Source organism: Parvularcula sp. IMCC14364 (assembly GCF_030758415.1).
Taxonomy (GTDB): domain Bacteria; phylum Pseudomonadota; class Alphaproteobacteria; order Caulobacterales; family Parvularculaceae; genus Aquisalinus.
Genome location: NZ_CP132334.1, coordinates 856,567 through 870,151, shown reverse-complemented (window position 1 = coordinate 870,151; position 13,585 = coordinate 856,567). Strand labels below are relative to the sequence as shown.

Sequence of the window (13,585 nt, the reverse complement as noted above, 5' to 3'; positions counted from 1 at the left end):
TCCGCTTTGTCCAACTTACTTATGAATGAGGGTTGGGGATCTGGATGCAAAAACTTACGAATAGATTGGTCGGTGTAATTCCGCTATTAAAAATGCTTTCTGTTATACTCGTTGTTCTTCACACACTTGGGGGTGCCGTTTTCGCCCAAGAACGACGAATCGCGCTGTTGATTGGAATTGAAAACTATCCTCAAGGGACTGAAGCTTTGCCTGAATATAGATCTGACAAGGGCATTTTCAGTGACTTGGATAATGTCGAATCTTTTTTGATAGCGACGGATTTTGAACTCATACAAAGACATGAAGATCTGACAGCATTACAAATTGAAACTGCGCTTGACGAATTTTCAGCCCAATTGGCCGTAGATCCGGAGAACACAGTTGCCGTAATGTACTTCGCTGGCCATGGCGGCTCCAAGCCGTTCGGAATTGCAAGTGCATTTGGCCTACAGCGGCAGAATTACATTTTACCCGTCGATATTGAACCATGTCGTGACCCGGCCGATGGAAAAGTCTTGAATGGCAAATGCACGCTGACGTCGATCAGAGAGAAAGCAATCCCAGTACAGAGATTTTTAGATGTTCTTGATGATCAAAGCGCCTCGGTGAAAAGTGCATATTTGTTCGTTGATGCTCCAAGATGGGAATTTGTTTTAACGCCGCCAGGTAGAGGGCGGGTAATTTCTCAAAATAGTACGTTTGTTGAACAGCACCATGATAATGTGACCATTATGTTTGGAGCTGATGTTGGAGAAGTGACTGATAGTGATGGTCGCTTCTCACGGTTCGTTTCAGCTTCTTTGACAGATCCGGAAATGTCGGCTCGAACTGCTTTAACCGAAGCGGCATTGTCTATCGAAGTTGAGAGAGTGAATGCGGCGCTAGCCGATGCCACTGATGAAGTACCCTATGCAAGCAATCCATCGCGCCCCTTCATCTCGGCTGCTGAGAATGACGCATTTTGTTTTATCAGTTGTAAGGATGAGTTTGCGGCGCGTAATTTCTTTATAAAGAGCGATACTGCACCTCTGTTTCTGGGACCGGACACTGATACCCTGAAACTCCACCCGTTTTTGCCGCTTGGCACTGCCGTCGGTGTGACTCGCCGACAACTTTCCATACCTGAGGGTTGGGCACGCGTGAGTCTTCGTCTAAACAATAATAAGGTGCAAGGGTTTGTTGAAGAAAACCATTTAACCAAGGATTTTTCAGAAACATCCAGAAATTCAAGCGATGCGATGGATGTAGTGGGCCCCAGTTTTTTTGGTCTCCCAATAAATCAAGTTGACATGACCAAATTTATTACCATTTTTCCTGGGCAGCAAATTAGCACTCCATTTAGTACTCGATATCGCTACCTCAACACTATTCTGCGATCGGAACCGATATTGAAGAAGTATGAGATCAATACGCCATTACGGGTAGCCCACTTCTTGGGGCAAGGTATCATCGAGACAGGATTTTTGCGCTTTAATGAAGCAAACCTGAATTACAGTGCCGCCGGTTTGCGCAGGACTTTCCCGACCCGGGTCACCGAAGAGGAAGCCAAACGTCTCGCCCGTAATCCGGAAGCCATTGCCAATCATGTTTATGGGCGAGAGTCCCTGGGCAACACCCAGCCTGGTGACGGCTGGAAATACCGTGGACGCGGCTTCTATCGGCTGACCGGTAGAGATAACTATCGCCGTTACGGTGAAATCATCGGGATCGATCTGGAGTCTAATCCAGAATTACTTGATGATCTAAATGTGTCCATTGAAGTTGCGGCGGCATACTTCAAGTATGTCAACCTCGGTGAATATGCAGACCGCAATGATGCACGGGCTGTTTCGCGCGGGGTTAATCTCGGCAACCCGAACTCCAGCCGTCATGCCCATAGTGAAGAAGACCGTATTGCTTGGACAAACCGTATGTTAAGCGTGCTATTTGATGATCCCAGTCAAATACTCTCAACTGACGTAGTTTCGGGCACAACGCAGCGGACCTTAGAACAAGACATGTATACCTATCTAGTAGGGCTATGTGCTGTACCAGAAACAGCATCTGGAGCGCGGCGAATTGACTTAACAGTGGGTTCCTCTGGTCCTGAAGTACTAGAGTTGCAAGAAAGACTTGCAGATTTAGGGTATCCGGTTGGGACCCCAGATGGAGTATTTGGTCGCGGGACCGGCCAAGCGGTCGTATTGTTTCAATTGGACTATGGACTTGAGGAAACAGGTGATGTTGACGAAACAACATGGAGTAAATTGAACGAGGCAGTCGGTAGTCAAAACCAATCAGGTAATGAAGATACTTCAGTTGAAAGTCAGCCCTTACAAACAAACTCGGCTGAGAGACCGGCAGCTACGTCACTAACTGAGGCCGTGCAATTGTTTGAGGAAAAATACGGAATCGAAAACTCTGATGGCGGGTACTCTTTGTCAACGTGTTTGATGATGCGCCAGGCGGCGATTGATGCAATCAACTCTGGTGCTAATACCTGCTTCGGCTCTTTATCCCCTCCAAAGGAAACTGATCAGTCATACTGTGGCATAGAATGATCTGCCTAACCAGCACGCATCGCAATTCAACAGGGTAGTTTGAATGACCGTATTCATGAAGCGACGTTCATTTCTGTTTGGCTCTGCGTCACTCTTGAGCCAAGTTGTACCCTCTGCTTGGGCTAATGATATATCCTCATCGTTCGATCAGTGGCGAGACAATTTTTTGGGTGACACCCTAGGCGCTGGCGTTTCGGAGTCAGCTGCAAAGCATGTCCTAAAAGGCGTCAGCTTCAAACCCGAAGTTTTACAGAAAGACAGATCACAACCAGAGTTTAATCTGAGTCTGAATGAATATCTCGCTGATTTACGGCTTGGGCCATATATGGAATACGCATACGAACGGTTTCGCGCTTTGCAACCATTCTTGTCGAAGTTGCGCTCCTTCTACGGGGTGCCATCATCTGTATTGTTTGGGATTTGGGCTCAAGAAAGTCGCTTCGGTAAGTTGGTCAGACCTTATAACGTGGCATCAGCCTTAGCAACGCTGGCATTTGATCATCGCCGCTCGGACTATTTTGCATACGAGCTTCGGTGCTTGATCCAAATGTACGAACGAGGTGTTCTTGACATAGAAAAAATGACGGGATCTTGGGCCGGCGCTATGGGACAGCCTCAGTTTATGCCATCAGCCTATCTCGATTATGCAGTTGACAGTGATGACGACGGTATGTCCGATATTTGGGATTCGGAAAAAGATACATTAGCATCAATCGCGAACTATCTACAGCGTCACGGGTGGCGTGCCGGGATACCTTGGGGCGTTGAAGTGCCATCCGATCTAGCTGTGCTGCGAAATCAGTTTGAGTTTAAGCAGTCCAAAGGCTGCAAACCGATAACATACCTAACAACGACCAAGCAGGCGCAAGAATGGCAGAGCCTGGGAGTGCCTGATGTGCTGGAAGTATTTACCGATAATACGCCATTGTCCGTTTTGCGGTATCGTTTAGGGAGCGATCGAACGTTCTTGGTATCTAAAAATTTCGAAACTATATTGAGATATAATTGCTCCGCTCACTATGCCGTCACTGCTGGCATTATCGGTGACCGGATAACGAGCAGATGAATTTCTGGTTACTCTGATCGACAAATTTTCGTGACAGATCCCTCAAGAATTCTACAAATCGAACCCAGTCGGAAAGTGTGTTTCTTTGATCAGCTTGTCTGCCATGATCTGCCCTACGCCATGGGCAATGCCGGTAGCTGCCGGGTCTGTCATATCTCTCAGTACTGATAATTCCTTGGCACTGATCGAAATACCTAAATCAGACTTGAGAGCGGACTGGTTTAACGTGGCCTGATAGCGTTGATAAGAAAACAAGGGCTTTTGGGCGAGAAACTCCTGCGCCAGTGTACCAATCTCGGAATCGATTTCCGTCGGATCAGAAGATTCTCCAAGCCATTGCATGAGTAGCTCGACAAAGTCTTCCGAACTGGTGATCATTGAAGTCAATGCCTGCATGGTTTTCTGGATTTGCAGTTGCCGGTTTACCTTGTCGGCCTCGACCCTTTCTGACATTGAACCAGTCCCAATACTGGTCACCAAAAGCTGGTCAGCACCAAACGCCCAATTATAGCCATGTCCGTTCATGCCAACGAGCATCACAAGCTGGAAGGCTGGATTGTTGTGTGGGGTCATACCCCCATCAACAAATAGCCCATATTCCTGATCTTTGATGATTTCAATGCGTTCTGGCTTGAAGTAATGGGGCGCTGCTGTCGAGGCGCGAATAATGTTCTTCAATAGATAATGTTTGTTACCGATATAACTGCCATCGGCAGGGTCACCAAAAAACGGGGCTGACGGATTATTATGCATTACCCATGTGCTGGATGTGTCAATCCTTTTTGCAACAATCGCGATACCGGATTCCAGGCTGCTGTCGCCAAGTGTCGTGTCACCAAATACATCATCCAGTGCATTCAGCAATCTGGAGCCATCAAACTTCGCACGGCTAAAGCCTTGGCGTAAGAGAGAGGGTCTGAAGATCTTCGGGGAAAGTTCAAAATAAAAGTCCTTGATTTCGCTGGCGCTGAAACGCTTGGCGACTAACGCTGCCGCGATGATGGACCCAGTGGAGGTGCCGCCGATCAGGTCATAGTAATCACACAGACGAAAATCCGGGTCGTTGCCATGACGCTTGCGCAACAGATCCTCAATGCCCTCGAGCACACCAATAGCCATGGCCCCGCGAATACCACCGCCATCCAGGGATAAAATCCTCTTCTTCGGTCCTGGGGTTAGCTTAGCATCCAGTCCGCGTGAGTATTGAGAGAGACGACATACTAATTCGTTTTCCACTTGCCCGAACCAACTGCGCACGATGTCTGGTAAATTCACTGAAGCCCCCATTCCCATCCGATTGCATCAGACATGCCCGTTTAACGCTTTCATCTAACCATAGAAGGCTCGCAATTGGAAGAATGGATCAGAGAACATGCGGCTAGTCCAGCGCTGGAAATGTGACCTTAAAAAGCCTATGTCATGCCATATGGAAATAAACGAAGACCAGCTTGTGGTAATTTCCCGCGTCGTTCATGAGGCCATCCGCGCGTTCTGCATGGCACATGGTGATAATTCTCAACCGCCATATGATAAGATTGAAGATTGGATGCGTGAAGCAACACTCCAGGGCATTCGATTCCGCCTAGAAAACCCTTCAGCCCCGAACTCCGCACAGCACGATCAGTGGATGCAGCAAAAAATGGAGGATGGCTGGGTCCATGGTGCTGTGAAAGACGGAGAAAAGAAAACTCATCCAATGCTCATCGCTTACGAAGAATTGCCATACGTCGAAAAACAAAAGGACGCGCTTTTTGCAGCCATCGTAGAGGCTTTGTACTTCAGGCAAATCGGATGAACTGCCAAGATGGAACAGCGCCATATTTGCTTATTGATCGCCAGGCCCCCCAGCCAAAATTGGACTGGTAGGGCTATCCCGATACTAAGGAAACTCAAGTGCCTTGGGCTAGGCTAGTTTATTTTGAACCTGAGAACGTGAAACAACGAGATGAAACCATAGTTTGCGCTGGCACTCACCCATTCAATTCGAGCGGTGCACCAAACGCAGGAGACCTGATTTGCGTTGTGTCAGTATTCAACTTTGTAACCCGTCAGGGATTATGAGACACGTGACGGCCTTTTGCTAAGGGTGGGTTTTTGGATCATCGTAGCCTTTATGGAGCGAAGATGAGCAAAAGGTCCGGGCCGCGTAAGACGGCAGAAAAACATGTGCAGCGATGGGAACGCCTCAAGGAAGGCAAGGAACCAATCGCTGCGTGGTGACCGATGGAATCGTTCTGCTTCCGGAAAATAGAGCGGTAGATAGTGGGTTAGGATTCGATGCCACAGTTCTGTCTTCGCCCGTGAGACAATATCGTGGGTTTTGGACAGCTCTTGAATATCAGTGATGCAATGGACGAGCGGGTCGTGATAGAACTGACACGCACCGATCTGCAGCATATGTAGAATAACCTGTGCGTCCTTTGGATCGTTTTTATCCCAGCTATTGTGAAGCGCTTCTCGTGTGCGTGCGAGAGATACGGACGAAATCAGCTTCAGTTCGCACCCCGCCTGATGAAGGGCATAGGCTATGTTGCGATGATAGTTGCCGGTGGCCTCAAACCCAATACGGAAGGACCTGCCATACCCCATCAACAGAGCGATCAACCTGTCAAAATCTTCCCGTTTGTTCTGGATCGTCAAGCGGCGGCAACGCTTCTTTCCCGGTTCAGCGATAAGAACTTCATGGCGGTATTTTGAGATATCGATCGCCACGAGGACGCCTGTCGTCAACCAGCAGAATTCTATGGGATTAAGGAAAGTCAGGCTGTATCCGTTCGATCTGCCCCGGGGATAACCAGATCAAACCGCTCTTTGCAAAACCTCCTGTGAAATCTTGAATCACCGCTCGCATTAGTCCACAAGATTTATTGGTCCTGAACCTAGACTTCACTACGAAAAGGGATGAGACGCTGCAAACAGTAACGGAAACTAAGCCAAGTCTGAGCGAAAAGCTTGGGTATGGCATGGGGGATACCGCCTCGAACATCGTGTTCCAGGGCGTCAATATTCTACTGCTCTACTTTTATACTGACGTTATGGGCTTATCCCCGGCGACAGTTGCTCTAATTTTCATCGGTGTCCGTATCTGGGATACCATCAATGATCCACTCATGGGGATTATTGCAGATCGCACACAAACCAAATACGGAAAGTACAGGCCATATCTACTCTGGATGGCAGTACCATTTGGTGTCATGACTTTTTTGGCCTTCGCTGCTCCAAGCCTCAGTGAACCGATCAAAATCGCATATGCAGCGGTCACTTATCTTCTTCTGATGATGGTCTACACCGCGATTAACGTCCCTTACTCTGCTCTGATGGGTGTGATAACATCAGACTCTGAACAGCGGACGATCCTTTCAAGTTACCGTTTTATAGGGGCGTTTACAGCTGGTCTGATTATCGGCATGGCAGCACGGCCTATGGTTTCTTTTTTCGGTGGCGGTCTAGGTACACCTGGGTTCAATGAAGCTCTTGGTTTTCGATGGACTTTTCTGATCCTGGCTACACTCGCCACAATTCTGTTTCTATTCACGTTTTTTACCACCAGAGAGAGAGTCGCACCGCCAAAAATCAAAGAACAAAATATCCGCCAAGACTTTGCTATATTGCTGCAAAACAGGGCATGGCTAGTAATGGCATTTGCTGGTGTATTGACGCTATCCAATGTAGCAGTCCGAAATGCGGTCACGTTCCATTTTTTTAAATACTATGTTGGCGACGATGGCTCATCAGTTTTTCTTTTTCTGGATAAGACATCATTATTCCTGACACTTGGCTCGATTGCATTCATCGCAGGACTACTATTTACAAAGGCATTGGCACAAAAGCTCGGTAAGCGGAACGCACTGATGGGACTTACCATGCTAAATGCATTTGCGATGATGGTCTTTTTCGTCATTCCCCCTGATGCATACGCACTTATGCTGATCGTTAATATTATCGGAAGCTTTTTTGCAGGGCCTACACCGGCATTGGTGTGGTCAATGTATGCCGATGTGGCAGACTACGGCGAGTGGCGGTCCGGGCGGAGGAGTACTGGCCTTGTATTTTCTGCCGCTATGTTTGCCCAGAAAATGGGCTTGACCATCGGCGGTGCCGGTGCCGGTGCCATGCTCGGTATAATCGGTTTCATTGCCAATCAGGAGCAAACTCCCGAAGCATTGTTTGGCTTGCGGGTTATTTTTTGCTTGGTTCCGGGGGCGCTCGCCCTGATGAACGGATTGGTTCTTTTGCTTTATCCGATACGGGAGGAAATGCTTGAACAGATCAGTGAGGACTTGGCTGCCAGCCGGTCAGCACCTATTTAGGCTTCCTGCTTCATCTCAGCAGCCAGTCGGGCATTAGCTTCAATGAGGTCCCATTTTTCATCTGCGATCATGTCTTTCGAAGCGATCCATGAGCCGCCAACGCAGGCTACATTTTGCAAGGCCAGATAATCCGGTGCGATGTCTGCACTAATACTGCCGGTCGGGCAAAAAGTGATTTTGGGTAAAGGCCCCTTTAAGGCTTTCAGATAGGCAATTCCGCCAGCAGGTTCAGCCGGGAAAAACTTTTGAGCCGTGAAACCGGCATCTGCGGCGATCATCGCTTCACTTGCACTCGCGACGCCAGGCAGGCTCGGAATACCATATTCATTCAGTGCTCGAAACAGTGATCGCGTTGCGCCCGGCGTCACCAGAAAATCAGGCTGGCAAGGCCCAGATTTTTCAATATCTTCCGCAGACAATATCGTTCCCATACCTATTACAAGATCTGGCTCTGCATCCTTCATGGCTTTCACTGCATCGACCGCAACAGCTGTCCGCAATGTCGCCTCAATGACCCGAAGCCCGCCTGCCGCAAGTACCCTCGCCAATGGCGCTGCGTGCTCAAGCGCGCCAATCTCCAGCACGGGAATCACACTTGCCGCCTTCAGGATTTCATCAATCTTCATGATAATCTTTCTTCCAGAACTGCAGCTGCACCATAAAGTGCCGCCCCTTCCCTCATGATCAGCCGGATGGGCACATCGTCCAGATAGCTCCGCATTCGGCCCTTATCGAGAAACCGATCTACAAACGCACTTGTCACAAAAAAATCTCGGACCTTCGGCAGAATGCCCCCACCGAGCACCACTCCTTGTCGGGCACCGCTCGCGAGCACCGCATCGCCAACAGCGCTACCAAGTATCTCACAGAACATTGATACGGCTTCAATCGCAATCGGATACTCACCGGTAAGAGCCGCCTTGGTAATCTCATTGGCCTGCAGGGATGCACGAGGTGTATTGGACATCATACACAAGGCGCGGTGGATATTGACTAGGCCACGGCCCGACAACACCCGCTCTACGGAGACCCGCGGGTGCTCGCGGGCAATAAACTTCATGACTTCGATCTCTGCCTCAGTACGCGGTGCAAAAGCCACATGCCCACCTTCCGTGGGCACAACAATCTGTCTGCTATCTGATGGAATAACCAAGGCCTGACCGAGGCCTGTGCCTGGGCCGATCACCAGCAATGGGGAAAATGACTCTCCTGTTCCATGGCGAATAACCTCAAAACTGTCGTCCGGTAGATGCGTCACGCCTGCGGCCAGAGCATGGAAGTCATTGATGACTTGTAGAGTGTCGAGCGTCATGCCTGATCTTGTTTCATCAACCTTGAGCCGCCAGTGGGAATTGGTGAAGGTGACTTCATCGCTCGACACGGGACCTGCAACGGCAAAGCAAGCATGAATTGGACGCACTCCGACCGATTCAAGATAGGCATCTGCTGCATCACGGACCGTCTCAAAGTCTACAGCACGAAAGTTCTGAATGTCCGTGACTTGGCGTCCCCCACCTGACGGCACGGACAGACCGAAACGGGCGTTGGTACCTCCAATGTCAGCAACAAGAGTGGGCGCAGTCATTCCGCAGGCTCCATGTGCCTTGTGTATTCACTAAGTGAGAACGACATGGCCCCCTGCTCTGCGCCTGTCACCAATGAGCGCATCCCGGCAAATAACTCCCGCCCTGTTCCCCAATGTTCTTCGAATATAGACGGTTCCGGCCGCGCTCTGCTGTCCAACTCAGCCTGCTCAACCATAGCTTCCAATGTGCCAGTAACAGCATCAAGACGGATTACATCCCCAGTCCGTATTAACCCGATCGCGCCACCATCAAGTGCCTCAGGTGTCATGTGGATTGCAGCTGGTACTGTTCCACTAGCCCCGGACATCCTACCATCTGTCACCAGCGCAACTTTGTAACCTTTGTTCTGCAGAACACTGAGCGGTGGTGTAAGCTTATGCAACTCCGGCATTCCGATCGCTTTGGGGCCCTGGAAAGGCACCACAGCGATAAAGTCTCGCTCAAGCTCACCGGCCTCGAAGGCACCTATGAGTGCCTGTTGCGAAGAAAAAACAATTGCCGGTGCTTCAATTACCTGCCGTTCCGGCTTCACTGCCGAGACCTTAATCACAGACCTGCCAAGATTGCCATTGAGAAGCACAAGACCGCCTGTTGGTGAAGCAGGTTCTGAGATAGTCCCTAAAATCTCCGCGTTACCGGAGATCTCAGGTGGCAACTGCCAGTTCAGTTCCCCACCCTGCATCACCGGCTCTTGTGCGTAGTGGCCTAGCCCCTCGCCAAAAACGGTTTTGACATCTTCGTGCAACAAGCCCGCCCCCAGAAGCTCCCGAATGAGAAACGCCAGCCCCCCTGCCGCGTGGAAGTGATTTACATCCGCATACCCATTCGGATAGATTCGGCATAGCAAAGGTGTTACTTTGGAAAGATCACAAAAATCTGTCCAGTTGGTTTCGATTCCGACAGACTTGGCCATTGCTACGAGATGGATTGTATGATTGGTGGAGCCGCCGGTTGCATGCAGGCCCACAATCGCATTTACGATGGCTCGCTCATCTATGACTTCGTAGAAGGGCGTATACGCCTCGCCAAGAGCAGTGATCCCGGCGATCTGGCGGGCAGTTTCCTGGACGATCTTCTCACGCAACGGCGTACCAGGGTTTACAAACGCCGACCCCGGCAGGTGCAGACCCATGATCTCCATCAGCATCTGGTTGGAGTTGGCCGTCCCGTAAAAGGTACAAGTTCCCGGCGAGTGATAACTCCGGCTTTCAGCTTCCAGCAAGTCGTCCCGGCCCACTTTGCCTTCCGCGTATAACTGACGAACACGGGCCTTTTCATCGTTGGACAATCCGGACTGCATAGGCCCAGCCGGCATGAAGATCACAGGCAAATGGCCGAAGCGCGCTGCCCCGATAAACAGACCAGGCACGATCTTATCGCAGACGCCGAGCATCAACGCGCCGTCAAACACGTTATGAGACAGCGACACTGCCGTTGCCATTGCAATCACGTCCCGGGAAAACAGGGAAAGATCCATACCCGGCTGCCCTTGCGTCACACCATCACACATAGCCGGCACACCACCGGCGATTTGCGCTGTCGCCCCAAGGTCGGAGAGTGTTTCCTTAATAATATCAGGATAAGTCCCAAGTGGCTGATGGGCGGATAGCATGTCGTTATACGCCGTAACGATACCAATGTTCGGCGCCACGCCTTTGGCCAGAATCGATTTTTCAGATGCCGGACACGCCGCAGCTGCATGGGCGAGATTTCCGCATGAGACCGACGTGCGATGCGGACCACTGGCGGCAGCGGCCTGAATCTGTTCTACATAAGCGGCGCGCGTCTCTTTGCTGCGCCCTTTAATGCGGTCGGTAACGGCGGCTATAGTGTCATTCAGTTTTGTCACATCATCTCTCCTATGGTGACCAGCATACCCAAAGGTCAGGTCGTGCACGTAATATCGCGCGGACAGGCATAGCTTCAACTGGTTCCTCTAGCAGTGCGGACTTAAAAGTATTCATTTTTTCTTCTCCGGAAATCAGGAGAAAAATACGCCGCGCCTCCCTTACTTTCCGTAAGCTGAGCGTCAGGCGATCCAGATAGTTACCCGTCACGGCGCTGGCCTGCGCTTTAATTGCAACAACATCCGGCGCATTATCAGACAAAGCTTCATCAAGGCCGTTCGCATACGGGAACCATGACGCCGTATGGCCATCATTTCCCATACCCAAGATGACAACATCTAATGGCAAGGCCAGTCCTGGTATTTCGTGATTAAGCATTTGCGCGAGGCGTTCTGCGCTCGCACCTGGCTGCCACATCCCGTATAAAGACATCTTTACTGCCTCTTGCTGCCGTAGAGTTCGGTTGATGAAAGCCTCATTCGAACCATTGTCTGTTGGCGGCACTAATCTTTCATCGACCAGCAAACCAGTCACGCTCGACCAGCGGCAAGGCCGCTGCGATAATACCTCATAGAGCAGCGCGGGCGTTGAGCCGCCAGAGAGGGCGATCGAAGACCGGTCGTGCCGGGACAACTCAGCCTCAATCACATCAGCCAGACGCGCCGCCATCACTTCTTTAGAAGCAAATTGAATAATCTCAGGTAGGAAGTCCATCAAACCATTCCCGGTTGTCACGATCAAGCATCATCGCAGCTTGAGCTGGTCCGTCAGTACCGGCAGCATATTTGTGAATTGGTGTGGAATCTCCGCTCCACGCATCGAGGATGCTATCGACCCATTTCCATGCAGCCTCTACTTCATCGCGGCGCATGAATAAGCCAAGATTGCCGCGAACGACGGCCATAAGCAGTCGCTCATAGGCATCCGGGTACCGCGCGGAGAATGCATCAGCATAACTGAGGTTCAGTGGCACATAACGAAGACGCATGCCACCAGGACCAGGGTCTTTAGTAACAAGCATTAACCTCATACCTTCATCCGGTTGCAACCGGATCACAAGCCGGGTTGGCTGTAGTTGATCACCTTCCGGCGCCGCGAGTGTATGCGCTACATTCTTAAATTGGATTATAATCTCTGAGCGCCGCTCGCGCATACGCTTGCCAGTACGCAGATAAAAAGGTGTTCCCTTCCAGCGCCAGTTGTCGATATTGGCCTTAAGGGCGACGAAAGTTTCAATACTGCTTGAATTACCCAGTTCGCTTGCATAGCTGGGTACTGCCTCTCCCTGTAGTGCTCCTTCTTCATACTGGCCGCGCACTGTCGCATGCCTTATATTCTCGGCAGTGATTGGCCTCAGGGCACGCAATACCTTGATCTTCTCATCACGAATCGTATCAGCTTCAAGATCAAGTGGAGGTTCCATCGCTACCAGGCACAGCAACTGCATGAGATGGTTTTGAACCATATCGCGCAGCGCTCCGGCAGTATCGTAGTAACTTGCACGACCACCGGCACCTATGCTTTCTGCTACTGTGATCTGTACATGATCTATGACATTAGCATTCCAGACTGGTTCCAATAGAGAATTCATGAAACGGAGAACTATCAGGTTCTGCACAGTTTCCTTTCCTAGATAGTGATCAATACGGAATATTGAATGCTCCTCAAAAACCGCACCGACAGCCTCGTTGACTTCATGGGCTGTCTCAAGGTTTTTCCCGATAGGTTTTTCCAGGACGATTCGTGCACCATCAGATTTAAGACCAGCTTTATCCAGGTTTTGACAAACGGAACCGTAGATACCAGGCGGAAGCGCAAGATAAAAAACTCGCTGTTTACTGGTGTCATCATCCAGCCGTTCTCGTAATGGCGCCCAATTCGCATCTGCAGATGTTGCATCAAGGCCCGCATAGAATATGTGCCCGCTAAATGAAGCCCATTCGTTGTCGTCTACCTTCTCTGCGGGATGAAACTTTCGGAAACTGTTCAGAGCAAGTTGCCGAAACTCATCATCCGACATCTGCGCCCGTGATGTACCAACTATTTTGGAATTCTCTGGAATCTGTCCATCTCGCCAGCGATGGAACAATGCTGGAATCAGCTTGCGCAAGGCAAGATCACCGGCAGCACCAAACACAACGATATCAAAGGCATTTACGGGTAATAGTTGAGGAGAAGAATCCGCTTCGAGACCGTTCATGTAAACACCAGCCCTGTGGTTTTAATCTGTATACTA

At 50.2% G+C, this 13,585-nt stretch carries 10 protein-coding genes and 1 pseudogene; 4 read left to right on the top strand and 7 right to left on the bottom strand.

The features are described 5' to 3' along the window. The first annotated feature begins 44 nt into the window (after window positions 1–44). Window positions 45–2,540 carry a peptidoglycan-binding protein gene (locus tag RAL90_RS04175; RefSeq protein ID WP_306253268.1) on the top strand — a complete coding sequence of 832 codons (2,496 nt, stop codon included), beginning with the start codon at window positions 45–47 and terminating at the stop codon, window positions 2,538–2,540. Between the two features lie 43 nt (window positions 2,541–2,583). After that, window positions 2,584–3,606 (top strand): lytic transglycosylase domain-containing protein, encoded by a 1,023-nt coding sequence (locus RAL90_RS04170; protein ID WP_306253267.1) that lies wholly within the window; start codon window positions 2,584–2,586, stop codon window positions 3,604–3,606. A 51-nt stretch (window positions 3,607–3,657) separates the two neighbouring features. Here the strand turns inward: RAL90_RS04170 and RAL90_RS04165 are convergent, their stop codons facing one another. Beyond that, window positions 3,658–4,881: a patatin-like phospholipase family protein gene (locus tag RAL90_RS04165; protein WP_306253266.1), complete on the bottom strand. Its 1,224-nt coding sequence runs from the start codon at window positions 4,879–4,881 to the stop codon at window positions 3,658–3,660. Between the two features lie 97 nt (window positions 4,882–4,978). On the opposite strand from RAL90_RS04165, the gene RAL90_RS04160 reads away from it, so the two are divergent. Further along, window positions 4,979–5,401, top strand: coding sequence for a RyR domain-containing protein (locus tag RAL90_RS04160; RefSeq protein WP_306253265.1), 423 nt, complete (start codon window positions 4,979–4,981; stop codon window positions 5,399–5,401). 371 nt (window positions 5,402–5,772) lie between these two features. Here RAL90_RS04160 and RAL90_RS04155 read toward each other — a convergent pair. Beyond that, a pseudogene (locus tag RAL90_RS04155) lies at window positions 5,773–6,351 on the bottom strand (transposase); the annotation flags it as partial. A 128-nt stretch (window positions 6,352–6,479) separates the two neighbouring features. Between RAL90_RS04155 and RAL90_RS04150 the strand changes: the two are divergent. Next, window positions 6,480–7,916: an MFS transporter gene (locus RAL90_RS04150; RefSeq protein ID WP_372340425.1), complete on the top strand. Its 1,437-nt coding sequence runs from the start codon at window positions 6,480–6,482 to the stop codon at window positions 7,914–7,916. Here RAL90_RS04150 and eda read toward each other — a convergent pair. Genes eda through zwf form a run of 5 tightly spaced genes read right to left on the bottom strand, consistent with a single transcriptional unit; the run spans window position 7,913 to window position 13,549 of the window. Continuing rightward, complete coding sequence (eda, locus tag RAL90_RS04145; protein WP_306253263.1) at window positions 7,913–8,542, bottom strand: bifunctional 4-hydroxy-2-oxoglutarate aldolase/2-dehydro-3-deoxy-phosphogluconate aldolase; 630 nt, start codon at window positions 8,540–8,542, stop codon at window positions 7,913–7,915. The genes RAL90_RS04150 and eda overlap by 4 nt on opposite strands. Next, entirely contained in the window at window positions 8,539–9,501 is a 963-nt protein-coding gene (gene glk, locus RAL90_RS04140) for a glucokinase (protein WP_306253262.1), read from the bottom strand. The genes eda and glk overlap by 4 nt, the downstream gene beginning before the upstream one ends. Beyond that, window positions 9,498–11,351, bottom strand: coding sequence for a phosphogluconate dehydratase (edd, locus tag RAL90_RS04135; protein WP_306253261.1), 1,854 nt, complete (start codon window positions 11,349–11,351; stop codon window positions 9,498–9,500). Before edd ends, glk begins: the two co-directional genes overlap by 4 nt. Window positions 11,352–11,361: 10 nt before the next feature. Beyond that, on the bottom strand, window positions 11,362–12,063 hold the full coding sequence (gene pgl / locus RAL90_RS04130) for a 6-phosphogluconolactonase (RefSeq protein ID WP_306253260.1): 702 nt from the start codon (window positions 12,061–12,063) through the stop codon (window positions 11,362–11,364). Next, window positions 12,047–13,549, bottom strand: coding sequence for a glucose-6-phosphate dehydrogenase (gene zwf / locus RAL90_RS04125; protein ID WP_306253259.1), 1,503 nt, complete (start codon window positions 13,547–13,549; stop codon window positions 12,047–12,049). Before zwf ends, pgl begins: the two co-directional genes overlap by 17 nt. Window positions 13,550–13,585: the final 36 nt, after the last annotated feature.